A 23485-nucleotide genomic window follows, 5' to 3' on the forward strand; every position below is an offset into this window, starting at 1 on the left:
CGGTGAGGGCCTTATCTGCCGCTGTCCGGCCAGGTCGGCTGGCTGATGCTCTGCAGCAGCTCCGGCTCGACGCCGTCGATGCGGGCGATGACGGCTTTGGCCATTTCGCGGCCGGCTTGGCGAACGTCTTCCTGGGCGGTGATGATCTCGGGGCGGATCCAGTTCAGGATCGGTACCGATTGCTTGGAGACCATGTCGAGATCGCGGCCGAGCGCCTTGCCGGCGGCCTCGATGCCGGCATTGACGGCGATCGCCGCGCTGCCGGCCGAACAGACGATGCCGTCCGGCGCATTGGCCGAGCGCATCATCACCTCGACGATGTCGCGGATGTCGGCAAGCGGTGCGTCGGTGTTGACGCGCAGCGGCACTTCCTCGGCGCCGTAATCATGCAGGCCGGTCTGGAAGCCGATGCGGATATGGGCGTAGTAGGTGAGCTTACTCGGCGGCTGCAGCAGGGCGATGCGGCGCCGGCCGCGCTTGACGAGCTTTTCCACCGCCTGATGAGCGAAGGCCTCGTTGTCGAAATCGTGGAAGGGGTGGGTGAGACCCGCATCGGTGCGCCCATGCGTGGCAAAGGGCATGCCGCGCTCCGTCAGCAGCCGCACACGCGGATCATCCGGCTCGATGCGGGAGATGATGACGCCGTCCGCCGAGCCGGTATCGAGGATATAGCGCACCGGCTGCATCGGATCCTTGCTGTGGGAATGCGGCGTGATGACGATATGATAGGGTGTGCCGGACAGCACCTCGGAGATGCCGAAGACCATCTGGCTCGAGAACCCCATGATCTCCTCGTCGATGCTGAGAACGAGGGCGATGACGTTGGTCTTGCCGGTGCGCAGGCGCACGCCCGCCCTGTTCGGCTGGTAGCCAAGCTGGCGGGCGACCATGCGCACGCGCTCCTTGGTCTCGGCCCCGATATCCGGCGCATCCTTCAGCGCGCGTGACACCGTCGTCACGCCAAGGCCGGTCATGAAGGCGATCGTCTTCAATGTCGGGCGCTCGCGCGCCGTCGGTGCCGATGCCGCCTGCCCGAAATTTCCCTTGTTTTCCATCCCTGTAAGCCTGCCTCGCGCGAATTGGTGTCGCTTATAGAGGCTTTCTCAAGCGCGCTAAGCCCGCCCACCTGCCAAAATCGCGCCTCCCTAAGGAACGCAATCTGTAACGATACAGTAGAAATGTCGAGGACTTTTTCTTGTGTGCATTGCGGGATGCCACGCATAGGTTGAATCGGCGATTTATGACCCGTTTTTCTGCAGTTGCGAAAAGGATAATCGGCGGCACGCAAACATTGTTCGGAATATATCGTTTAAATCCAATAATTTATACCAGGCAACGCAAGTGCGATGGCACTTGGTCGAGAATCAATTCAAGGCACGCGAACGCCAGCCTTTCAACAGGCAGAAGTAGCAACTGTGGTGCTCACGGAAAAATTTGCAGGCGGACAGTTGCGTGAGGAAATCGATTGATCTAAGTTTTTCCGGCAACGTTTCAGTGAGGGAGGAAAACTCATGAAAATCCGTCTAATGGCAGCCCTGCTTGCCTCTTCGGTCGCGCTTCCGCTGGGAGCCGCCAATGCCACCGATCTTGAAGTCACCCACTGGTGGACGTCTGGCGGCGAAGCTGCAGCGGTCGCCGAGCTGGCCAAGGCATTCGACGCCACCGGCAACCACTGGGTCGACGGCGCGATCGCCGGCTCCGGCGGCACTGCTCGCCCGATCATGATCAGCCGCATCACCGGCGGCGACCCGATGGGCGCGACCCAGTTCAACCATGGGCGCCAGGCCGAGGAACTCGTCCAGGCCGGCCTGATGCGCGATCTGACCGACGTGGCGACCGCCGAGAAGTGGAAGGATATCATTCGTCCGTCGAGTCTGCTCGATTCCTGCACCATCGACGGCAAGATCTACTGCGCTCCCGTCAATATCCACTCCTGGCAGTGGTTGTGGCTTTCGAACGCCGCCTTCAAGAAGGCCGGCGTCGAGGTTCCGAAGAATTGGGACGAGTTCGTCGCGGCGGCTCCGGCTCTCGAAAAGGCCGGCATCATTCCGCTCGCCGTCGGCGGTCAGCCGTGGCAGGCGACAGGCGCCTTCGACGTGTTGATGGTCGCGGTTGCCGGCAAGGATACCTTCAACAAGGTCTTCAAGGACAAGGATGCGGAAGTTGCTGCCGGTCCTGAAATCGCCAAGGTGTTCAAGGCCGCCGACGATGCTCGGCGCATGGCCAAAGGCAGCAACGTCCAGGATTGGAACCAGGCCACCAACCTTGTCATCACGGGCAAGGCCGGCGGCCAGATCATGGGCGACTGGGCGCAGGGTGAATTTGCGCTGGCCGGTCAGAAGGCCGGTACCGACTACACCTGCCTGCCGGGCCTCGGCGTGAACGAGATCATCTCGACGGGTGGCGACGCCTTCTACTTCCCGCTGCTGAAGGACGAAGAAAAGTCCAAGGCGCAGGGCGTGCTTGCCAAGACCCTGCTCGATCCCAAGACCCAGGTTGCCTTCAACCTGAAGAAGGGTTCGCTGCCGGTTCGCGGTGACGTCGATCTCGCTGCCGCCAACGATTGCATGAAGAAGGGTCTCGAAATCCTTCAGAAGGGCAATGTGATCCAAGGTACCGACCAGTTGCTTTCGGCCGACAGCCAGAAGCAGAAGGAAGACCTTTTCTCTGAATTCTTCGCCAATCCGTCGATGACGCCGGAAGACGCTCAGAAGCGTTTTGCCGGGATCATCGCTTCTGCTGACTGATCGGCAGACTTGCTGCCTTGCGATCCGGCTCCCATGGGGCCGGATCGGTTCGGACGGCCGGTGATCGTCCGGCGGGTGGCGGCGTCTCTCCGGTATCTTCAACAGGTTCGGAGATGGGGACGACAGGCGGCGTCTTGCCGTTTTGTTACTGTCGCAGTTGCGATTGAGGAGAAGTGTTTATGACGGGTCAAGCGCGAGCAGGCCGGCCAAACAAGTTACTGCGCAATCTGAATGCCAAGATTGCGTCTATCCCGATGATCCTGACAGCGTTGGTGATCTTTGTCGGCGGCACGTTCTGGACGATCTTTTATTCTTTCACCAATTCCAAACTGCTTCCGCGGTTGAGCTTTGTCGGATTCGATCAGTACCAGCGCCTCTGGGCGGCACCCCGCTGGGTGACGGCGATCGAGAATCTGGCGGTCTACGGCATCCTCTCGCTGATCTTCAGCCTCGTGATCGGTTTCATGCTCGCCGCGCTGATGGACCAGAAGATCCGTTTCGAAAACACCTTCCGCACCATCTTTCTTTATCCCTTCGCGCTGTCCTTCATCGTGACGGGCCTCGTCTGGCAATGGGTTCTGAACCCTGACTTCGGCATTCAAGCGGTGGTGCGCTCTATCGGGTGGACGAGCTTCACCTTCAATCCGCTCTATACGCCTGAAATCGTCATCTACGGCATTCTGATCGCGGCGCTGTGGCAGGGAACGGGTCTCGTCATGTGCCTGATGCTTGCCGGCCTCCGCGGCATTGACGAGGACATCTGGAAAGCGGCGCGCGTGGACGGTATTCCGATGTGGAGGACCTATCTCTTCATCGTCATCCCGATGATGCGGCCGGTCTTCATCACCACGATCGTGATCATCGCCTCCGGCATCGTCAAGGTCTACGACCTCGTGGTCGCGCAGACATCGGGCGGACCGGGCATTTCCTCTGAAGTGCCGGCGAAATATGTCTACGACTACATGTTTCAGGCACAGAACCTGGGGCAGGGCTTTGCCGCCTCGACGATGATGCTGGTCACGGTCGCGATCATCATCGTTCCGTGGGCCTATCTGGAATTCGGTGGAGGGCGCAAGCGTGGCTAATATAGAAGCTCTCAACACCGTTGCTGCCGGCATCGACGCCGTTGCGCCGAAGCTTGGCGACGGCCCCAGTGGCCCGAAGCCACGCCCGGCGCTGTCGGCGCGCAACATTATGCTCTACGGTACGCTGATCGTCGCAGCGCTTTACTATCTGCTGCCGCTCTATGTGATGGTCGTGACTTCGCTGAAGGGCATGCCGGAAATTCGTCTCGGCAACATCTTCTCGCCGCCGGTAGAGATCACTTTCGAACCCTGGGTGAAGGCCTGGGCGCAGGCTTGCACCGGCCTGAACTGTGATGGTCTGTCGCGTGGGTTCTGGAACTCGGTTCGCATCACAGTGCCGTCGGTCATCATCTCGATCGCAATCGCCTCGGTGAACGGCTATGCGCTGGCCAACTGGCGCTTCAGGGGATCCGAGCTTTTCTTCTCGATCCTGATCATCGGGGCATTCATTCCCTATCAGGTGATGATCTATCCGATCGTCATCATCCTGCGCGAAATCGGCATCTACGGCACGCTGACCGGCCTCGTCATCGTCCATTCGATCTTCGGCATGCCGATCCTGACGCTGCTCTTCCGCAACTATTTCGTGTCGCTGCCGGAGGAACTGTTCAAGGCGGCGCGTGTCGACGGGGCGGGCTTCTGGCAGATCTTCCTGCGGATCATGCTGCCGATGTCGCTGCCGATCTTCGTCGTCGCGATGATCCTGCAGGTGACCGGCATCTGGAACGACTTCCTGTTCGGCGTGGTTTTCACCCGGCCGGATACCTATCCGATGACCGTGCAGCTCAACAACATCGTCAATTCCGTCCAGGGCGTGAAGGAATACAACGTCAACATGGCGGCAACGATCCTCACCGGTCTGGTGCCGCTCATCGTCTACTTCGTGTCGGGACGGCTTTTCGTCCGCGGCATCGCCGCCGGCGCAGTGAAGGGTTGATCTCATGAATATGAATGCAAGCGTCTCCATCAAGGATCTGTCCCTGAACTTCGGCTCGGTCAGCGTGCTGAAGGATCTCAACCTCGACATCAATGACGGCGAATTCCTGGTGCTGCTCGGTTCGTCCGGCTGCGGCAAGTCGACCTTGCTCAACTGCATCGCCGGCCTGCTCGACGCCTCGGAAGGGCAGATCTTCATCAAGGGCAAGAACGTTACCTGGGAAGAGCCGAAGGACCGGGGCATCGGAATGGTGTTCCAATCCTATGCGCTCTATCCGCAGATGACCGTCGAGAAGAACCTGTCCTTCGGTCTTCGCGTCGCCAAGGTGCCGCAGGCAGAGATCGACAAGCGGGTGGCGCGTGCCTCCGAAATCCTGCAGATTCAGCCCCTCCTGAAGCGCAAGCCGGCCGAGCTTTCCGGCGGTCAGCGCCAGCGCGTGGCGATCGGCCGGGCACTGGTGCGCGACGTCGACGTCTTCCTGTTCGATGAGCCGCTGTCCAACCTCGACGCCAAACTTCGCTCGGAGCTGCGCGTCGAGATCAAGCGTCTGCACCAGTCGCTGAAGAATACAATGATCTACGTCACCCACGACCAGATCGAGGCGCTGACGCTTGCCGACCGCATCGCCATCATGAAGAGCGGCATCATTCAGCAGCTCGACGATCCGACGACGATCTACAACAGGCCGCGCAATCTGTTCGTTGCCGGCTTCATCGGCTCGCCGTCGATGAATTTCCTGCGCGGCGAGCTGGTCAAATCAGGCGACGGCATTGCATTTTCGGCCAACGGCGTCATTTTCTCGCTCGCTGCCTACGACGCTAGCGAGACGCTGCAGCCCGGCCGCAAGGTGGTGCTCGGCGTTCGTCCAGAACACATCAAGGTCAACGAGAATACCGGCGGCGAAGAACATGATGCCACCGTCGATATCGAGGAGCCGATGGGCGCGGACAATCTTCTGTGGCTGAAACATGCCGGTCACACGATGTCGGTACGCGTCAACGGCGCACGCCGCTTCAATGTCGGCGCCAAGGTGAAGCTCAGCTTCGACATGTCGGTCGCCTCGGTCTTCGATGCCGAAACGGAGGACAGGATTTGATTGGCCGTCGGGCCTCCTACCGCTCCTGTCCGCTCCCCTGGCTCCAGCGGAGAAGAAGGGGACCAAGGCGCTGCTACACATCTCTTCTCCCCAGCGGGGAGAAGGTGCCGGCAGGCGGTTGAGGGGGTGAGCGACAACAGGAGCGAATGCACTGAGCGTAAGCGAGGGGCAATGAAGGGTGTGCCGTGTGGCCCCCTCATCCGACCCTTCGGGCCACCTTCTCCCCGCTGGGGAGAAGAGGGGAGCCAAGCCAAGCCGGAACCTCAGTCATCCACCGGACCCTGACGAACGACAGCTACCGGACGACGACCATGCGCCGTCTCTTTCAAAAACGTAAATCGGAAACGATATCGTGACGCATCGATCAACTACTCCCAACATCGACCTTTCCGGTTCGTGGCAGCTCGCCTCTGTGGACGGCGAGATCCGCACAGCGATCATGCTGCCGGGCGACGTGCACACGGCGCTTCACCGGGCAGGACTGATTCCCGATCCTTATTTTGGCCGCAACGAGGAAAAGGTGCAGTGGGTCGCCGAGCGCGAATGGGCGGTCGAGCGCAGCTTCACACTGCAGGAGGTCGAGGGCGACTGGTATCTCGATATCGACTATCTCGACACGGTCGCTAGCGTCCACGTCAACGGCTTTCTGGCGCTCGAAGCCGACAACAGCTTCCGCCGCTACCGGCCCGATGTCTCCAGCATGCTGAAATCAGGCGACAACAGCATCCGCATCGTCTTTGCCTCCAACATCGCCGTCGGCGCCGCGCGACAGAAGCAGCAGCCCTTTTACATCCCCTACAGCACGGGCAACTCGCCCATCCCCGACGGCAACATGCTGCGCAAGCCGCAATGCCATTTCGGCTGGGACTGGAACATTGCCATTGCGCCGCTCGGCCTCTACGGGACGATCGCACTGAAGAAGCTCGAAACTGCGCGCATCGAACATGTGGTCACCCGCCAGACCCACAATAACGATGGCTCAGTCGATCTCAAAGTGACGGCGACGCTGTTTTCCAAGGGGCCAGATATTGCCCAGGTCTATTTCGACCTTGATGGCGAGCGTGTGCGCCTGGATGTCGGCGTCAACGGCGAGACCCATGTCAACCACCTCTTCCATATCGACAATCCGCGCCTCTGGTGGCCCTCCGGCAGCGGCGAGCAGGCGCTCTACAGGCTTTCCGTCGAATTGCCGACGGATGAGGTGATCAAGCAGATCGGTCTTCGCACCGTCGAGCTGGTCACCATGCCGGATGCGGCCGGCAGCCGCTTCGCGTTCAAGGTCAACGGCCGCGAGATCTTCTGCCGCGGCGCCAACTGGATCCCGGCCGACGCGCTGTTTTCGCTCTCTTCGCCTGAGAAGACCGAAGACCTGCTGCAATCGGCCAAAGCCGCCAACATGAACATGATCCGCGTCTGGGGCGGCGGCTTCTATGAGCAGGATCATTTCTACGATCTCTGCGACCGGCTGGGCCTGATGGTCTGGCAGGACTTCATGTTTGCCTGCAACCTCTATCCCTCGACCGAGGACTTTCTCGACAATGTGACGATCGAGGTCGACTACCAGGTGCGCCGGCTCTCCTCGCATCCCTCGATCGTGCTCTGGTGCGGCGACAACGAACTGGTCGGGGCGCTCACCTGGTTCGAGGAATCGAGGAAGGACCGCGACCGCTATCTCGTTTCCTATGATCGCCTCAACCGCACGATCGAGCAGGCAGTGAAAAAGGCGCTGCCCGGCGCGCTGTGGTGGCCGTCGAGCCCGGCTTCCGGTTATCTCGATTTCGGCGATGCCTGGCATGCGGACGGGTCCGGCGACATGCATTACTGGTCGGTTTGGCACGAGAACAAGTCTTTCGACAATTACCGCTCGGTGCGTCCACGCTTTTGCTCGGAATTCGGTTTCCAGTCCTATACGTCGCTGCCTGTGATCAAGACCTATGCCGAGGCGAAAGACATGAACGTCGCTTCCCCGGTCATGGAGCTGCACCAGAAGAATGCCGGCGGCAACGAGCGCATCGCCGGCACGATGTTCCGTTATTTCCGATTCCCCAAGGATTTTCCGAATTTCGTCTATCTCTCCCAGATCCAGCAGGGGCTGGCGATCAAGACGGCGGTGGAATACTGGCGGTCGCTCAAACCCCATTGCATGGGCACGATCTACTGGCAGCTCAACGACACTTGGCCGGTGGCCTCCTGGTCGAGCCTCGATTATGGCGGCCGCTGGAAGGCGATGCACTATCTCGTCAAGCGCTTCTTCCAGCCGGTCGCGGTCGCTGCCATTCCTTCCGACGACGAGAAGACGATCCGCTTCTCGCTGGTCAACGATACGCTTGCCGATGTCAGCGTCGACCTTTCGATATCGCTGCTGACGACGAAGGGCGCGCGCCGGCACCTGAGAGACGTACAGGCCATATGTTCGCCGGATGCGGCCGTCACTGCCACGAGCATCGACGTTTCCGATATTCCCGAGGGAACGTTGCTTGCCTGGCGTTTCACCGCATCGAACGGCACGGGCGGCGAGGGGCACCATGTCAACGGTACCTACAAGGCGCTGGAGCTGGAACCTGCGGGGCTGACAGTCACCCACGAATATGTTGAGGAGAATGGCTCCGTCGACATCAACGTCACCGCTAGGGGACTTGCGCTTTTCGTGATGATCGAAACCGAGACAGACGGCAAATATTCCGACAACGCCTTCGATCTTGCGGCCGGCGAGAGCCGCCGCATCACCTTTACCCCGGCACGGCCGCTTGATCGTGGCGCGCTTCCGGAGTTCCGGTTCTACGACCTGTATTCCTGCCAGTCGGCGGATTGATCTTGCAAGAATGGGCACGAGGCCCAAGGAGAACATGATGACGAAACTCAGCTACCAGCTCTACAGCGCCCGCAACTTCCAGCCCTATTCGGCGATTTTCGAAAAGCTCGGCAAGGCTGGCTATGCCGAAGTCGAGGGCTTCGGCGGCATCTATGCCGATCTCGACGATGCCGGGCTAAAGAGCCTTCGCGCCGACCTCGACAAGAATGGCCTGGTCATGGCGACCGGCCATTTCAGCCCTGATTTTCTGGAGAAGGAAGTCGAGAAGTCGCTTGATATTGCCAAGATTCTCGGCATGGATTCGATCTATGCGCCGCATTTGGCCGCTGACCAGCGGCCCTCCGACGCCGCCGGCTGGGTCGCCTTCGGCAAGCGTCTGCAGGAGATAGCCAAGCCCTACAAGGCTGCCGGCTACGAATTCGGCTGGCACAATCATGATTTCGAATTCTTCAAGCTGCAGGACGGCTCGCGGCCGATCGAGCGTATCTTCGAAGGCGCGCCCGATATTTCCTGGGAAGCCGACATCGCCTGGGTTATCCGCGGCGGCGCCGATCCCTTCGCCTGGGTCGAGAAGCTTGGGTCCCGCATCACCGCCGTGCACGTCAAGGACATCGCGCCGGCCGGCGAAGCGAAGGACGAGGACGGCTGGGCCGATGTCGGTCACGGCAAGGTTGAGTGGGCCAGGCTGATGACGGCATTGCGCGCCACCAGGGCCAAGCACTACGTCGTCGAACACGATAACCCGAATGACATCGACCGCAACATCAGCCGCTCGATCGCATCCTTCCAGACCTATTGAGGCTTCATCATGACCAGGGAACTTGGCGTCGGCATCATCGGATGCGGCAACATCTCCACCACTTACTTTTCGCTGGCACCGCTCTTCAAGGGGCTGAAGGTGCTGGCTTGCGCCGATATCAACGTGCAGGCGGCCGAGGCGCGCGCCAAGGAATATGGCGTCAAAGCGCAGACGATCGACGAGCTTCTCGTCAATGACGAGATCGACGTTGTTGTCAACCTGACGATCCCGGATGCGCATTTCCGGGTATCGAGGGCGATCCTCGAGGCCGGAAAACACGTCTATTCCGAAAAGCCGCTGGTGCTTTCGCTCGAAGAGGGCGAGGAGCTTCGTCGCATCGCCAAGGAAAAGAACCTCGCCGTCGGCTGCGCCCCCGACACGTTCCTCGGCGGCGCCCATCAGCTCGCCCGCAAGTTCATCGACGACGGCGGCATCGGCCGGGTGACCTCGGGCGCCTGCTACGTGATGAGCCCCGGCATGGAAATGTGGCATCCGAACCCGGATTTCTTCTTCCTGCCGGGCGGCGGCCCGATCCTCGATCTCGGCCCTTATTACATCGCCAACCTGATCAACCTGATCGGCCCGGTCAAACGTGTCGGCGGCATGACCTCGATGGCGTCGCCGACCCGCACCATCACCAGCCAGCCGCGCAACGGTGAAATCATCCCGGTCAAGACGCCGACGACGATCCAGGCGCTGCTCGAATTCGTCAACGGCGCCACGGTGACGCTGACGGCGAGCTGGGACGTGTGGTCGCACCGCCATGCCAATATGGAACTCTACGGCACCGACGGCTCGCTCTACGTGCCGGATCCGAATTTCTTCGGCGGCGTGGTCGAGGCAAGCGGCCGTGACAAGGACATCAAGCCGCTCGATGACTGGGAGCATCCATTCGGCAAGATCAACCAGGAAAGCCCGAGCGGATCACGCGCCAACTACCGCACCGCCGGCTTGGCCGACATGGCGATGTCGCTGATCGAGGGCCGCGATGCGCGCTGCTCGCTCGACCGCACGCTGCACGGCGTCGACGTCATGACCTCGATCCTGAAGTCGGGCGAAGAGGGCCGTTTCATCGACCTGACCACGACCTGCACGCAACCGGCAGCCCTCGGCATCGAAGAAGCGCAGGCGCTTTTGAAGTAGAGGAACGCGCGCCTTGGGATTGCCCTATCGGCGCGCTTGTTACAATAGTTTCGTCAACCTCGGGCCTGTCCCGCGGCTGTCCGGTTCGTGCCGATGGCTGCCCCTCACCCTAACCCTCTCCCCCGTAAAAACGGGGAGAGGGGACAGTGCCAAACGCAGCGTCGAGGTTGAGGTTGAGGAAGACGGCGCGGCATATCCCTTCGCCCCGTTTACGGGGAGAAGGTGGCGGCAGCCGGATGAGGGGCAGGTGCCGGCAATCTCTTGGGCCGATAATGTCTCATGACGACATATAGCTATTTTATAAAGGAGACATTCAGATGAGCTGGCAACCAGCCGCAGACCGTTATTCGAAAATGAAATATAACCGCGCGGGCCGTTCCGGCCTGAAGCTTCCGGCCGTCTCGCTCGGCCTTTGGCACAATTTCGGCGGCGACACGCCGCATGACCGCAAGATCGATATGTGCCGCACGGCCTTCGACCTCGGCATCACCCATTTCGATCTCGCCAACAATTACGGCCCGCCTCCCGGCAGCGCCGAGATCGCTTTCGGCGAAATCATGCGCACCGAATTCGTCGGGCTTCGCGACGAGCTGATCATCTCCTCCAAGGCCGGCTACGACATGTGGCCCGGCCCTTACGGTGAATGGGGCAGCCGGAAATATCTGATCGCCTCCTGCGACCAAAGCCTGAAGCGCATGGGGCTCGACTATGTCGACATCTTCTATTCACATCGCTTCGACCCGGAAACACCACTGGAAGAGACCTGCGGCGCGCTCGATCATATCGTCCGTTCCGGCCGGGCACTCTATGTCGGCATTTCCTCCTATAATTCGCAGCGCTCGCGTGAAGCAGCAAAGATCCTGAAGGATCTCGGCGCACCGTGCCTGATCCACCAGCCGAGCTATTCGATGCTCAACCGGTGGGTCGAGGACGACAGGCTGCTCGATACGCTGGATGAGGTCGGCATGGGCTCGATCGTGTTCTCGCCGCTTGCCCAGGGCATGCTGACGACGAAATATCTCGGTGGCATTCCGGAAGACAGCCGCGCGGCGCAGAACCACTTTCTCAAGCGCGACTACATCCGTCCCTCGATCATCGACAATATCCGCAAGCTCAACGAGATCGCCGAAAGGCGCGGCCAGACGCTGGCACAGATGGCGATCGCCTGGGTACTGCGCGGCGGCCGCGTGACCTCGGCGCTGATCGGTGCAAGCCGCTCGTCGCAGATCGTCGATTGTGTCAAGGCGCTCGACAATCTCGAATTCAGCGTCGAGGAGCTTGCAGAGATCGATGTCTATGCCCGCGAGGCCGACATCAACCTCTGGGCCAAGTCCGCCGAACGCGAATAGTCGCGTCAGGCCCGGAGGCAAGTCTTCCGGGCCTTTTTCTGCTATGATCTGATGTACGTACAGCAAAGCACCGCCGGTCGGAGGAGACCCTGTCATGATCCGCAATCCCATCCTGCCCGGGTTCAATCCCGATCCGTCGATCTGCCGCGTTGGCGCGGATTATTACATCGCCACCTCGACCTTCGAATGGTACCCCGGCGTGCAGATCCACCATTCGCGTGACCTGGCGAACTGGACGCTGGTGCGCCGGCCGCTGGAGCGGAGATCGCAGCTCGACATGCGCGGCAATCCCGATAGCTGCGGCATCTGGGCGCCGTGCCTGTCCTATGCCGACGGGCAGTTCTGGCTGGTCTATACCGACGTCAAGCGCTACGACGGCAATTTCAAGGATGCGCCGAACTACATCGTCACGGCACCCACGATCGAGGCCGAATGGTCCGAGCCGGTCTATGTCAATTCCTCCGGCTTCGATCCCTCGCTGTTCCACGACGATGACGGCCGGAAATGGTTCGTCAACATGCAGTGGAACCACCGCACCGAAAGCTATGGCGGCTCGCCGAAATCGCCGGCCTTCGACGGCATCCTGCTGCAGGAATGGGATCCGGTGGCAAAGGCGCTGAAGGGGCCGATCAAGAACATCTTCGCCGGCAGCCCGCTCGGCCTCGTCGAAGGCCCGCATCTCTTCAAGCGCAACGGTTGGTATTACCTCACCACCGCCGAGGGCGGCACCGGCTACGACCATGCCGTGACCATGGCGCGGTCGCGTAATATCGACGGACCCTATGAGATGCATCCGAACATGCATCTCATCACCTCCAAGGATCATCCGGGCGCAGTGCTGCAACGGGCAGGGCATGGTCAATATGTCGAGACGCCGGAGGGGGAGGCCTATCACACCCATCTATGCGGCCGCCCGCTGCCGCCGAAGCGGCGCTGCACGCTGGGGCGCGAGACATCCTTACAGAAATGCGTCTGGCGCGACGATGACTGGCTCTATCTTGAAAACGGCACCTCAGTGCCCGATGTCGATGTGCCGGGCCTCTTTGGCGCGGTGCCGGTGGAAAAGCCGATGCGCAGCGAATACAGCTTCGACGGCGGCACGCTGCCTGCCGATTTCCAATGGCTGCGCACGCCAGAGCCCGCGCGCATCTTCAACCTGACGGATCGTTCCGGCCATCTGCGCCTGATTGCGCGCGAAAGCATCGGCTCCTGGTTCGAACAGTCGCTGGTTGCCCGCCGCCAGGAGCATCACAGTTTCCGTGCCGAGACCGTGGTCGAATTCTCGCCTGACACCTACCAGCAGGTGGCGGGGCTGACGCATTACTACAACCGCCACAAATTCCACGCCGTCGCCGTGACGCTGCACGAGACACTCGGCCGCTGCGTGACAATCCTCTCCTGCAACGGCGACTACCCGAACGGACGCCTGAGTTTTCCCGCCGAAAGCGGCGTGGCGATTGCCGCCGAGGGTCGTGTCCAGCTCGCCATGGAAATCCGGGAGAACGACCTGCAATTCTTCTGGCAGACCGAAGGCAAGGGCGCCTGGCAACCGATCGGCCCAGTCCTCGATGCCGGCGTGATCTCAGACGAGGGCGGGCGCGGCGAACACGGCTCCTTCACCGGCGCTTTCGCCGGCGTGTTTGCCTTCGATACCTCAGGCCGGGCGAAGGCCGCGGATTTCGACTGGTTCAATTACGACGAGCTGTGAGGGATACCTTAGTCCCTTTCATCCGCAGCGAGCCACGGAAAGAGCGAGGTGCGGAGGAACGAAAAAAAGAAAGCCGGCACAGGGCCGGCTAAGACGAACGCGGCTGAACAGGGGATACTGGCCGGTTCCAAGCACTTCGTGACTGAACAATAACTTTCACTATAAGCCGAGGCAGCAAAAAAGGGGCGCAACGAGAACACCCAAGACGGCTCCGCAAAGGGGTGGGCGGCGGGGCGGATACCGGTGCTGGCCTCGGTTCTCTTATCGGGCACGAAGATCACCGGATGATGACATCTGAAACCAGCTGCCGCTTTTCTTTTCGCCGGTGAGGTCGGCTTCCTGGGAAGACCCGATGCCGGCTATCTCACCAGTGGGTCGCCTAAGCCCTCCGGGCCAACTGTGTTAACGGCGCGCGAATGCAGTGTTCATGCGCTTAAGGATGTTAAAGCGTTACAAAGGGACTATATAGCGGGCCGAAGTAACTTCCGAGAATCCGCAAGAGTCCCGCATGGCCCCCATCATTTCCGTTCAGAACCTCACCAAGACCTACTCCAATGGGTTCGAGGCCCTGAAGGGCATCAATCTCGACGTCGAAAAGGGTGAGATTCTTGCGTTGCTCGGGCCGAACGGCGCGGGCAAGACGACACTGATCTCGATCATCTGCGGCATCGCCAATCCAAGCGGCGGCCGGGTGCTGGTCGCCGGCCACGACGTCGTGAAGGATTTCCGCGCCACCCGCGGGATGATCGGGCTGGTGCCGCAGGAGCTGACCACCGATCAGTTCGAGACGGTGTTCAATACAGTCAGCTTTTCGCGCGGGCTGCACGGCAAGAAAGCTAATCCTGCGCATATCGAGAAGGTGCTGCGCGCGCTCTCGCTGTGGGACAAGAAGGACAATATGCTGCGCCAGCTCTCCGGCGGGATGAAGCGGCGGGTGCTGATCGCCAAGGCGCTCTCCCATGAACCGGATATTCTTTTCCTCGACGAGCCGACCGCCGGCGTCGATGTGACGCTGCGCAAGGACATGTGGCATGTCGTCGAAGAGCTTCGAGCCTCCGGCGTCACCATCATCCTGACCACCCATTATATCGAAGAGGCCGAGGAAATCGCCGACCGTGTTGGCGTCATCAACGGCGGCGAGTTGCTGCTCGTCGAGGACAAGGCGGCGCTGATGGCCAAGCTCGGCCGCAAGCAGCTCATCCTCGATCTCACCGAACCGCTCAACCGGCTGCCGGATTGTTTTGCCGGCAACGGGCTAACGCTGGAGGCAGACGGCAACCGGCTGACTTATGATTTCGACACTGACGACGAGCAGGAAAGCATTGCAGCTCTGCTGACCAGGCTCGGCGAGAACAATATCCATTTCAAGGATCTGTCGACGCGGCAAAGCTCGCTCGAGGACATCTTCGTGGCGCTGGTGGGAGCGGAAAAATGAACGTCGAGGCCGTCAAATCGATCTATTTCTTCGAGATGGCGCGCACGCGCCGCACGCTGCTGCAGAGCGTCATCTCGCCCGTCATCTCGACCTCGCTCTATTTCATCGTCTTCGGTGCCGCTGTGGGATCACGCATTCAGGAGGTGGAGGGCGTGTCATACGGCGCCTTCATCACGCCCGGCCTGATCATGCTGACGCTGCTCGGCCAGTGCATCAGCAACGGCTCTTTCGGCATCTATTTCCCGAAATTCACCGGCACGATCTACGAGGTGCTTTCCGCGCCGGTGGCGATGACGGAGATCCTGCTCGGTTATGTCGGTGCGGCGGCGACCAAGGGCATGATCATCGGCTTCATCATCCTCCTCACCGCCACTCTCTTCGTCGACGTCAGGATCGAGCATCCCTTCATGATGATCCTGTTCTTCCTGTTGACGGCGATCACCTTCAGCCTGTTCGGCTTCATGATCGGCATCTGGGCCGGCAATTTCGAGCAGTTGAACCTCATTCCCATGCTGGTCGTGCCGCCGCTGACCTTCCTCGGCGGCAGCTTCTATTCGGTCAGCATGCTGCCGCCCTTCTGGCAGGCGGTCAGCCACCTCAACCCGGTGCTTTATCTCGTCAGCGGCTTCCGTTGGAGTTTTTACGGGATCGCCGACGTCAACCCGGCGATCAGCCTGGCGATGATCACGGTGTTCCTGGTGATCTGCCTGGGAACCCTCGGCTGGATCTTCAAGACCGGCTACCGGCTGCGGAACTGATCAATCACGCGAACACGCGCCATCGGAAAACCCGATGACACCATCGGTTTCTTCCGTTTTTCTTCGACTCTGATCCGAGGCATCTGCTGCATCAGCCGAGAAGGAGATGGCAGATGACAGATATCAGGATCGAAGGCGCGAAGATCGCTATTGTTGGCGGCAGTTCCGGAATGGGGCTGGCGCTGGCGAGGCGTTTGCTCGGGGAAGGGGCGGCGGTGACGATCGCCGGACGCAGCGAAGACAAGCTTACGGCGGCCCGTCGCGATCTCGGCGAGCATCCTGGATTGGCGACGGTTGCCGTCGATATATCGCGCGACGAAGAAGTCGCGGCGCTGTTTTGCAATAGCGGGCCGGTCGATCACATCGTCAGCACGGCGGCCGATATCGAAGGCGCCTATCAGCTGCTGCCGTCGATCGAACTTGCGGCGGCGCAAAGGGTGGTCGAAAGCAAGTTCTACGGGCCGCTGCTGCTGGCGAAATATGGCGCCGTCCATCTGCCGCCCTCAGGGTCGATTACTTATACGTCAGGTGTCGCGGCCTACAGGCCGGCGGCGCGTGGATCGGTGGTCGCAGCCGTCAATGCGGCGCTCGAAGGCCTGGTCAGGGCGCTGGCGGTCGAGCTGGCGCCGATCCGGATCAACGCAGTGTCGCCCGGATGGGTGGATTCGCCGATCTGGAACTTCGTCGCCGGCGACGCCAAGCAGGCGACACTTGATGCGATGGCGCAGCGCCTGCCGGCCGGACGCGTTGGACGGCCCGATGATATTGCCGATGCGATCCGCTTCCTGATCGGCAACGGATTCACGACAGGCACTATCCTGCATGTCGAAGGCGGGCATCGCCTGGTCTGAGCGGCGAGAGTTCTTCGCTTGCCGATTGCAGCAGGAGGGTAAGCGCCGGCGGCTGCACGCGCCTGCGCCGCCACATCATCACCAGCGAGGTTGCGGGTGGTTTGCCCGGCCATGGCAGTTCGACGATGTTGCCCCGCGTTGCTGCCGGGCCGACCGCAATGCGCGGGACGAGGCTAAAGCCGGCGCCGGATGCGACGAGCCGGACGATTGTCGCGATGCTGTCGGCTTCAGTCACGATTGGTGGTGCTGCAACATGTGCTTCGGCAAAGGCAGCGTCGAACAGGTGACGGTAGACGCAGCCGGTTTCGGTGGCGATGAAGGGGGCGGTGCTCAGGGCCGCGAGGCTCTCCGGTGGCCGGGCTTGAAAATCGCGACCGGCAATCAGCACCAGCGGTTCGCTGCAGATGCGGCGCGTCAAGAAGCGCTCATCCTGCTGCCCGCGATCGAAGGTGAAGGCGATGTCGATCGAGCCTTGCTGCAATTGTGCAAGCAATTCGCCGCTGCTGGTGACCTTGAGCTTGAGGCCGACGTCTGGGTTCTCCTTGCGAAACAGTGACAGCCAGGGCGCCAGCCGCCCGGAGGCGATGGTTTCGAGCGTACCCAAGGTGATGGACTGTCCGGCGCTGCCGGCTGCAGCACTGACGGCTGCCTTCGCCTCGTCGTTCAGCGCCAATATCTCTTCGGCATAGGCCTTGAGGACTGCACCTGCGGGTGTCGGGATGACGCCCTGCCGGGAGCGGAGGAAGAGCTCTGCGCCCAATTCCTCTTCCAACGCCTGTATCTGGTCGCTGAGACTTGACTGAGCGAGATTGACCTCGGCAGCGGCGCGCGTGAGATTTTCGTGCCGGATCACGGCAAGGAATGTCTTCAACTGTCGTGGATTCATGTCGAGCTCCGGTATGGGCGCAGAAGCGCCTTGACGCAGGATATCAACAAAGCCGAAGGCGCTGCAACGCAGGAGCATGTGGCGGCGAACTGCTCACCTGCTGCGCATTGCGCCAGTTCCCCTCAGGCGCTGCTGACGAGAAGGGCGCCGGAGATGATGAGGAGGGTACCGGCGACGAGCTTTACGATGTCGAGCTCGGAGGCTTCGCCGAGAAATACGGCGCCGATCGCCAGTGTCACCAGCACGTTGCAGCTCCAGATTGGGGCGAGTTTCGAGACCGGGACACCATAAGTGAAAAGCGCAAAGCTGATGAGGCCGGTGCCGACGGCAAAGCAGGCGCCTGATGTGGCGGCAAAGCCGAGACCTTCGGCGGTCCAGGGGGCGGGGCGCCAGATCAAGGCAGCGATCAGGCCGGCGAGCGCGCAGGTAGCGCCGAAGGCGATCAGGTAGACGGCCGAGCCGGTGGCAGCCGTGGCGCTCTGCTTCTGGAAGATGGCGGTAATGCCCCAGAACAGGGCGGGCAGAACGCCGCCGATAACGATCGGCCAGAGTGAATTCATTGCGAAGCTCCTGTCGCACCCATGGGTCAAGGCCTCGCTGCGGGCGAAGGCCGGCCGAACTGTGGTGCCACCAGACTAGGAGTTTCTTTTTGCTCTTTGTGGTCTTGTTGTTGCCCTTGAAAGTGACAGATCCGACCGTTGCCGTAAAGGCGCCTGCAGCGGCAGCGGATCATGAGCGCTGCGAGGCTAATCGCGCATGCGGAGTTCGTCGGTCTGCATCTGCAGCGAGCCCAGCGTTTCCAGGAAGCTCATGCCGAGCAGGCTCTGGTCGAGCCGGCCGTCCTCGGCGACGCTGGCTGCGACATTGTTGCGGACGATCGGGCCGATCGCCACCTGGTCGAGGGTGACGGGTGCTGCGCGGCCGCGGCCGTTGGCGGTCATGACGGTCATGGAATAGGTGAGGCGGGAGAGGTCGATGCCGATCCGTTCGGCATCTTCGCGCGACAGCGCCACCATGCTGGCGCCGGTATCGACGAGCATCTCGACCGTCTGGCCATTGACCGCGACATCAGCTTTGAAATGGCCGTTCAGCAGCTTGTGCAGGATGATCTCCTGGCCGCCCTCACTTGTCGTGACGACGACGGCGCGGCCGGGAACGAGGCCGGCGAGCAGCCTGTTGCCGACACCGAGCGCTTCCTGACGATGGAGATAGACGGTTACGAGCGCCAGGATGATGACCAGCCAGATCATCATCTGGCGCATCGTTTCGCCGACACTGCGCCGGCTCGCCCAGATGCCGGCAGACAGCATCAGTGCGATCGGCAGCAGATAGACGACGCGGCCGAAGTCATCGCTCTGCAGGCCAAGGATGCGGCTGTTGTCACTGTTGAGGATCAGCACGGCAAGGCCGATGCCGATTACGACGAGGAAGACGGTCAAACGAATCATAGAGGCCGCTCCGGCCCGGCGACGAGGCTTGATTTCATATGGTTCGGCACCGTGGCGGAACCTGCAAGCCGTGCCGGCAGCAGCGCCATGATCCGCCTTCGCTCAGTGTCGGAATAGCTCGTCCAGCTGCCGATTTCCTGAAGAGTCCGGCCGCAGCCGGAACAAAATCCGGTGGCTGAAACCAGGGAGCAGACGTGAACGCAGGGTGTTTGCATGGAGGATATATCGGAAATTCAAAGAGCGGTGGCAAGGGCGCAAAGGGTGGCGATCTCGCAAATTTGTTGCGTTGCGCCCAAGGTATCGCCGGTGTGACCGGCAAGCTTGCGGCGGATGAAGGCGGTGAAGGCGAGCCCTGCGATGCCGGTGGCGAGCAGGCTTGCGATGAGCGGCCGCAAGCCGAAGGCGGGCCAGATCAGAAGCGCTGCGACAAGGCAGGCTGAGGCGAGCGAAAACTGCATCGCCGCCTCGTCCGGTTGGCCGGTCGAGGCGGCCACGCCGTCGGCCTTTGCCGGCGCCAACCGCTGCCAGTGCCAGGCGATGGCACCGCGGCTGAGGGCCGCGACAGCGGGAATGGCGAGGGCTGCCGCGAGCGGCGAGGAATGGCGGGCGATGGCGGCAAGCGCGGCTGCGCGGATCGCGAAGGAGAGGATCAGCGCTATCGCGCCATAGGTGCCGATCCGGCTGTCTTTCATGATGAGGAGGCTCTGTTCGCGGCTCTTGCCGCCGCCGATGCCGTCGGCCGTATCGGCCAGGCCGTCCTCGTGCAGCGCGCCGGTGACGAGGGCCTGGATGGAAAGCGCGATCAGGGCCGCCATCAGCGGGTCCGCACGCAGCCCCAAAAGGAGGAGGATGGCGAGTGCGGGGACGAAACCGATGACGATGCCGGCGAAGGGAAAGGCGCGCACCAGCCGGCTGAGCCTGCCGTCATAGCCTTTGAACAGCGATTGCGGCATGGGAATGCGGCTGAGGAAGGCGACGGCGCGGGCGGTATCGACCGCATAGTCCTTGATCTTCATTCTGCTTCGTTCTGCCGGAGGTTTCGGCTTATGGTCGCGGCGGCGCTTTTGGAGTTGTTCGCCTCGTCCGCCCGCTTTAAGAGAGTGGCCACCCGCAAAGAAGCTGATTTGCGGGAAAAAAACAAGAATACCCGGATTCATAGGAAAACCGCACAGATGAGCGTTTCAGGCCTGCCGTTCGACGATTTCCGTACCCTGCTCCGTGACCTGCCGGGGCCGGATGCCCGCGCGCTGGTGGCGGCGCGCGAGCGTGACGCGCAGCTGACCAAGCCGCCGGGCGCGCTCGGACGGCTCGAGGAAATCGCCTTCTGGCTTGCTGCCTGGACGGGCCGCACACCTGCCGTCAACCGGCCGCTGGTGGCGATCTTTGCCGGCAATCACGGCGTCACCAGGCAGGGCATCACGCCCTTTCCGCCAACGGTGACGCAACAGATGGTCGAGAATTTTGCAGCCGGCGGTGCTGCAATCAACCAGATCTGTGTCGCCTATGATCTCGGGCTGAAAGTCTTCGATCTGGCCCTCGATTATCCCACCGGCGACATCACCGAGGAGGCAGCGCTTTCCGAGCGCGATTGCGCCGCGACCATGGCCTTCGGCATGGAGGCGATCGCCGGCGGTACCGACCTGCTTTGCATCGGCGAGATGGGCATCGGCAATACGACGATTGCGGCGGCGATCAACTATGCACTCTACGGCGGTTCGGCGCGTGACTGGGTGGGGCCGGGCACCGGCTCGGAAGGCGAGATGCTGGAGCGCAAGATCGCGGCGGTGGAAAAGGCGGTGGCGCTGCATAGCGACCATCTCGACGATCCGCTCGAGATCCTGCGCCGGCTTGGCGGCCGCGAGATCGCGGCGATGGCCGGCGCGATCCTTGCTGCGCGCATGGAGCGCATTCCGGTGCTGATCGACGGTTATGTCGCGACCGCAGCGGCGGCGATCCTCAAAGCGGCCAATCCGTCGGCACTCGATCATTGCCTGATCGGCCATGTCTCCGGCGAGCCCGGACATCTGCGCTCGATCGAGATGCTCGGCAAGACGCCGCTTCTGGCGCTCGGCATGCGGCTCGGCGAAGGCACCGGTGCGGCGCTAGCCGCCGGCATCGTCAAGGCGGCCGCCGCCTGCCATTCCGGCATGGCGACCTTCGCCCAGGCAGGCGTGTCGAATAAGCATTAAGGCCGCGGTAGGCGCCGTCGATCCGCACGCGTTCGCTTGCGCGGCCTAAGCGGATTCGGTATTTGCGTATTCGCTCATCAAAAAGGAGACGGCAAAGCCTCTCCCGGTCTGTGATGCAACGGAAAGAGGAGAGGGCATCTTGACGAAGCCTGCGGTGACGAAAGAGACCGGACTTCGGCATTTCATCGCCGCCGCCAGCTATTCCTGGGCGGGCTTCCTGAGGGTGCTGAAAGAGGCAGCCTTCCGCCAGGAACTCGGCTTCTTCGTCGTTTCGATCGCGGCGCTGGCGCTGGTGGGAGCTAGTGCTGGCGAGATCGTCGTCGCGGTGCTTCTGTTTCTCGGGCTCTTTTCGATGGAGGCGATGAATACCGCCGTTGAAGAGGTGATCGACCGGATTTCGCCGGAGATTTCAATCGTCGGCAAACATGCCAAGGATCTCGGCTCCTTCGCGGTGACCTGCATGATCGCCGCCTGCTGCCTCTATCTCGGCTTCGTCCTCGGCAAGCACCTGTTTTTTGGATCCGGATGACTTTACGCTGGATCGGCCGGTGTCATCCGGATCCAAGTCTAAAAATTGAGCATGATTTTGCCCGAAAACCGCTCACACTTTTCGGCATCATGCTTTCGCTGAATCAGGCAAAACTCTTGCGCTTGCGCGCGACGGCCTGAGCCTCCTCGACGGCCGGCAGGCTCTGGAGCACGCGCTTGGCGGGCAGGATAGCGATGACCTCGGTACCCTCGCGAAGCTTCGATTTCAGCAGGAACTGACCGTCATGCTTGGCAAGGATCGCCTGGACGATCGGCAGGCCGAGGCCGGTGCCCTGTTCGGCGCTCTTGATGGCGATCGAGCCTTGGCCGAAGGCCGACAGGACGACGGGAATCTCCTCTTCCGGAATGCCGGGGCCGTTGTCCTTGATCGAGATGTACTGTCCGCCGCCTGCCGTCCAGCCGACCTTGACGTGGATCTCACCGCCCTGCGGCGTGAACTTGACGGCATTGGAAAGAAGATTGAGCACCACCTGGCGCATCGACTTCTCGTCGGCCCAGATGGCCGGCAGTTGCCGCTCGAACTGGTCCGAAATGGCAATGTTCTTGGCGCGGGCGCGCAGCTGGACCATGCCGATGCAATCTTCGGTGATATCAAGAAGCGAAATCGCCTCCTCGCTCAACTCGTATTTGCCGGCCTCGATGCGCGACAGGTCAAGGATCTCATTGATGAGATCGAGCAGATGCTGGCCTGAACGGTGAATGTCGCCCGCATATTCCTTATAGGTCGGATTGGCGAGCGGCCCCATGACTTCGGCAGACATCACTTCGGAAAAGCCGAGGATGGCGTTGAGCGGGGTTCTGAGTTCGTGCGACATGGAGGCAAGGAAGCGCGACTTGGCGAGGTTTGCCTCTTCGGCGCGGCGGCGAGCCTCATCCGACATCGACTTCGCCACTTCCAGCTCGGCGATCAGGTCGTCCTTCTCCGATTGGTAGGAAAGGATCCTGAGGTTCGACTTGAAGAGCCGGTCGCTGATATAATTGAAGAAGACGAGGGTGGTGGTGAAGAGCCCCGTCAGGCTGATTTCGAGGAGATCGCGCGACAGGCCGCTCTTGGCGGCAAGCGCCAGGACCGCCGGCGAGAAGGCGGCGAGCACGGCGGGCGTCAGCATGAAGTTCGACATCGCCGTGATGGAGAGCGCGATCAGCAGCGTGGCGCCCTTGTATAGAATGAAGCTCGATGGCTCGCAGGTGTCGCAGCCCTGCAGCGCGAAGACGGCCCAGCAGCAGCCGAGCAGGAACTGGCCGGAGAGCAGCAGGCGGCGCCATTTGCGGGCGCTCTCGGCGGTGATCTCCTGCCGGCGCGCGCGCCTTGCAAGCAGGATATTGCCGGCGTGACAGGTGACTGTCAGCAGCGACCAGAAGAGCAATTGCGTATCTTCAGTGAAATAGACGCCAAGCGCGGTGATGATGACGACGAAGAGCGGCATGATCGTCGCGCCCTGCAGCACCGACGCCACATACATGTCGAGCACGTCACGATCGAAGGAGGAATTGGACGCATGACCGGACTGAAGACGTTCGCGCGTCTGCCGCACGGCCTTGGAAACGGCCTTGTTGCGGTGGCTGCGCGACCTGTCGACGATGATCTTGTCGGTCGATGTGCTTACGCTGGTACTCATGTGCACGTTGAAACTTCATCCCAGGGTGGATAAGAGCTTAACCGGCAATTCTTAAGAAGATGTTTGCCATCTTT

21 protein-coding genes are annotated in these 23485 nt (G+C 61.5%); 14 read left to right on the forward strand and 7 right to left on the reverse strand.

Annotation, left to right across the window (positions count from 1 at the left end):
- Positions 1–11 precede the first annotated feature (11 nt).
- Positions 12–1055 (reverse strand): LacI family transcriptional regulator, encoded by a 1044-nt coding sequence (locus tag HFO71_RS05130; protein ID WP_206989716.1) that lies wholly within the window; start codon positions 1053–1055, stop codon positions 12–14.
- Positions 1056–1511: 456 nt separating this feature from the next.
- Between HFO71_RS05130 and HFO71_RS05135 the strand changes: the two genes are divergently transcribed.
- The 12 genes from HFO71_RS05135 (at position 1512) to HFO71_RS05190 (ending at position 16720) form a co-directional block, all read left to right on the forward strand.
- Positions 1512–2747, forward strand: coding sequence for an ABC transporter substrate-binding protein (locus tag HFO71_RS05135; protein WP_168287857.1), 1236 nt, complete (start codon positions 1512–1514; stop codon positions 2745–2747).
- Positions 2748–2926: 179 nt separating this feature from the next.
- Complete coding sequence (locus HFO71_RS05140; RefSeq protein ID WP_012757807.1) at positions 2927–3832, forward strand: carbohydrate ABC transporter permease; 906 nt, start codon at positions 2927–2929, stop codon at positions 3830–3832.
- Positions 3825–4769, forward strand: coding sequence for a carbohydrate ABC transporter permease (locus HFO71_RS05145; RefSeq protein ID WP_017960808.1), 945 nt, complete (start codon positions 3825–3827; stop codon positions 4767–4769). The genes HFO71_RS05140 and HFO71_RS05145 overlap by 8 nt, the downstream gene beginning before the upstream one ends.
- 4 nt (positions 4770–4773) lie before the next feature.
- A complete protein-coding gene (locus tag HFO71_RS05150; RefSeq protein WP_183594399.1) occupies positions 4774–5865 on the forward strand; it encodes an ABC transporter ATP-binding protein in 1092 nt (363 codons plus the stop codon).
- Between the two features lie 352 nt (positions 5866–6217).
- Positions 6218–8677 (forward strand): beta-mannosidase, encoded by a 2460-nt coding sequence (locus tag HFO71_RS05155; RefSeq protein WP_170268557.1) that lies wholly within the window; start codon positions 6218–6220, stop codon positions 8675–8677.
- A 37-nt stretch (positions 8678–8714) separates the two neighbouring features.
- On the forward strand, positions 8715–9476 hold the full coding sequence (locus HFO71_RS05160; protein ID WP_025394885.1) for a sugar phosphate isomerase/epimerase family protein: 762 nt from the start codon (positions 8715–8717) through the stop codon (positions 9474–9476).
- Positions 9477–9485: 9 nt separating this feature from the next.
- Positions 9486–10619: a Gfo/Idh/MocA family protein gene (locus tag HFO71_RS05165; protein ID WP_077978401.1), complete on the forward strand. Its 1134-nt coding sequence runs from the start codon at positions 9486–9488 to the stop codon at positions 10617–10619.
- A gap of 317 nt (positions 10620–10936) precedes the next feature.
- Entirely contained in the window at positions 10937–11968 is a 1032-nt protein-coding gene (mgrA, locus tag HFO71_RS05170) for an L-glyceraldehyde 3-phosphate reductase (RefSeq protein ID WP_206989725.1), read from the forward strand.
- Between the two features lie 94 nt (positions 11969–12062).
- Positions 12063–13676: a glycoside hydrolase family 43 protein gene (locus HFO71_RS05175; RefSeq protein ID WP_131664943.1), complete on the forward strand. Its 1614-nt coding sequence runs from the start codon at positions 12063–12065 to the stop codon at positions 13674–13676.
- Between the two features lie 508 nt (positions 13677–14184).
- A complete protein-coding gene (locus HFO71_RS05180) occupies positions 14185–15111 on the forward strand; it encodes an ABC transporter ATP-binding protein (RefSeq protein ID WP_131664944.1) in 927 nt (308 codons plus the stop codon).
- Positions 15108–15869 carry an ABC transporter permease gene (locus HFO71_RS05185; protein ID WP_020050299.1) on the forward strand — a complete coding sequence of 254 codons (762 nt, stop codon included), beginning with the start codon at positions 15108–15110 and terminating at the stop codon, positions 15867–15869. Before HFO71_RS05180 ends, HFO71_RS05185 begins: the two co-directional genes overlap by 4 nt.
- 113 nt (positions 15870–15982) lie before the next feature.
- Positions 15983–16720, forward strand: coding sequence for an SDR family oxidoreductase (locus HFO71_RS05190; protein ID WP_221987588.1), 738 nt, complete (start codon positions 15983–15985; stop codon positions 16718–16720).
- Here HFO71_RS05190 and HFO71_RS05195 read toward each other — a convergent pair.
- From HFO71_RS05195 to HFO71_RS05215, 5 genes are all read right to left on the reverse strand, one after another.
- Positions 16683–17606, reverse strand: a complete 924-nt coding sequence (locus tag HFO71_RS05195; RefSeq protein WP_131664946.1) for a LysR family transcriptional regulator — start codon at positions 17604–17606, stop codon at positions 16683–16685. The two genes, HFO71_RS05190 and HFO71_RS05195, sit on opposite strands and share 38 nt — an antisense overlap.
- Positions 17607–17728: 122 nt before the next feature.
- Entirely contained in the window at positions 17729–18166 is a 438-nt protein-coding gene (locus tag HFO71_RS05200) for an EamA family transporter (protein ID WP_025394880.1), read from the reverse strand.
- 186 nt (positions 18167–18352) lie between these two features.
- Positions 18353–19054, reverse strand: a complete 702-nt coding sequence (locus HFO71_RS05205; RefSeq protein ID WP_221987590.1) for a TIGR02281 family clan AA aspartic protease — start codon at positions 19052–19054, stop codon at positions 18353–18355.
- Positions 19051–19269, reverse strand: coding sequence for a DUF1289 domain-containing protein (locus tag HFO71_RS05210; RefSeq protein WP_131664949.1), 219 nt, complete (start codon positions 19267–19269; stop codon positions 19051–19053). Before HFO71_RS05210 ends, HFO71_RS05205 begins: the two co-directional genes overlap by 4 nt.
- 18 nt (positions 19270–19287) lie before the next feature.
- Positions 19288–20070 (reverse strand): adenosylcobinamide-GDP ribazoletransferase, encoded by a 783-nt coding sequence (locus tag HFO71_RS05215; protein ID WP_131664950.1) that lies wholly within the window; start codon positions 20068–20070, stop codon positions 19288–19290.
- Between the two features lie 156 nt (positions 20071–20226).
- Here HFO71_RS05215 and cobT point away from each other — a divergent pair, with 156 nt between their 5' ends.
- A complete protein-coding gene (cobT, locus tag HFO71_RS05220) occupies positions 20227–21243 on the forward strand; it encodes a nicotinate-nucleotide--dimethylbenzimidazole phosphoribosyltransferase (RefSeq protein WP_077978393.1) in 1017 nt (338 codons plus the stop codon).
- A 139-nt stretch (positions 21244–21382) separates the two neighbouring features.
- A complete protein-coding gene (locus HFO71_RS05225) occupies positions 21383–21772 on the forward strand; it encodes a diacylglycerol kinase (protein WP_077978392.1) in 390 nt (129 codons plus the stop codon).
- A 103-nt stretch (positions 21773–21875) separates the two neighbouring features.
- Here HFO71_RS05225 and HFO71_RS05230 read toward each other — a convergent pair whose 3' ends face one another.
- The gene (locus HFO71_RS05230; RefSeq protein WP_221987592.1) at positions 21876–23411 is read right to left on the reverse strand and encodes a sensor histidine kinase; all 1536 of its coding nucleotides are present in this window, start codon (positions 23409–23411) and stop codon (positions 21876–21878) included.
- Positions 23412–23485: the final 74 nt, after the last annotated feature.

Origin of the sequence: Rhizobium laguerreae (assembly GCF_019778565.1) — a bacterium.
Classification (GTDB): domain Bacteria; phylum Pseudomonadota; class Alphaproteobacteria; order Rhizobiales; family Rhizobiaceae; genus Rhizobium; species Rhizobium laguerreae.

What these genes read in the sequence shown, in the direction of transcription:
- HFO71_RS05130 (WP_206989716.1), bottom strand. Translation starts at nt 1,055, where the DNA reads ATGGAAAACAAGGGAAATTTCGGGCAGGCGGCATCGGCACCGACGGCG.
- HFO71_RS05135 (WP_168287857.1), top strand. Translation starts at nt 1,512, where the DNA reads ATGAAAATCCGTCTAATGGCAGCCCTGCTTGCCTCTTCGGTCGCGCTT.
- HFO71_RS05140 (WP_012757807.1), top strand. Translation starts at nt 2,927, where the DNA reads ATGACGGGTCAAGCGCGAGCAGGCCGGCCAAACAAGTTACTGCGCAAT.
- HFO71_RS05150 (WP_183594399.1), top strand. Translation starts at nt 4,774, where the DNA reads ATGAATATGAATGCAAGCGTCTCCATCAAGGATCTGTCCCTGAACTTC.
- HFO71_RS05160 (WP_025394885.1), top strand. Translation starts at nt 8,715, where the DNA reads ATGACGAAACTCAGCTACCAGCTCTACAGCGCCCGCAACTTCCAGCCC.
- HFO71_RS05165 (WP_077978401.1), top strand. Translation starts at nt 9,486, where the DNA reads ATGACCAGGGAACTTGGCGTCGGCATCATCGGATGCGGCAACATCTCC.
- mgrA (WP_206989725.1), top strand. Translation starts at nt 10,937, where the DNA reads ATGAGCTGGCAACCAGCCGCAGACCGTTATTCGAAAATGAAATATAAC.
- HFO71_RS05175 (WP_131664943.1), top strand. Translation starts at nt 12,063, where the DNA reads ATGATCCGCAATCCCATCCTGCCCGGGTTCAATCCCGATCCGTCGATC.
- HFO71_RS05180 (WP_131664944.1), top strand. Translation starts at nt 14,185, where the DNA reads ATGGCCCCCATCATTTCCGTTCAGAACCTCACCAAGACCTACTCCAAT.
- HFO71_RS05185 (WP_020050299.1), top strand. Translation starts at nt 15,108, where the DNA reads ATGAACGTCGAGGCCGTCAAATCGATCTATTTCTTCGAGATGGCGCGC.
- HFO71_RS05190 (WP_221987588.1), top strand. Translation starts at nt 15,983, where the DNA reads ATGACAGATATCAGGATCGAAGGCGCGAAGATCGCTATTGTTGGCGGC.
- HFO71_RS05195 (WP_131664946.1), bottom strand. Translation starts at nt 17,606, where the DNA reads ATGAATCCACGACAGTTGAAGACATTCCTTGCCGTGATCCGGCACGAA.
- HFO71_RS05200 (WP_025394880.1), bottom strand. Translation starts at nt 18,166, where the DNA reads ATGAATTCACTCTGGCCGATCGTTATCGGCGGCGTTCTGCCCGCCCTG.
- HFO71_RS05205 (WP_221987590.1), bottom strand. Translation starts at nt 19,054, where the DNA reads ATGATTCGTTTGACCGTCTTCCTCGTCGTAATCGGCATCGGCCTTGCC.
- HFO71_RS05210 (WP_131664949.1), bottom strand. Translation starts at nt 19,269, where the DNA reads ATGCAAACACCCTGCGTTCACGTCTGCTCCCTGGTTTCAGCCACCGGA.
- HFO71_RS05215 (WP_131664950.1), bottom strand. Translation starts at nt 20,070, where the DNA reads ATGAAGATCAAGGACTATGCGGTCGATACCGCCCGCGCCGTCGCCTTC.
- cobT (WP_077978393.1), top strand. Translation starts at nt 20,227, where the DNA reads ATGAGCGTTTCAGGCCTGCCGTTCGACGATTTCCGTACCCTGCTCCGT.
- HFO71_RS05230 (WP_221987592.1), bottom strand. Translation starts at nt 23,411, where the DNA reads ATGAGTACCAGCGTAAGCACATCGACCGACAAGATCATCGTCGACAGG.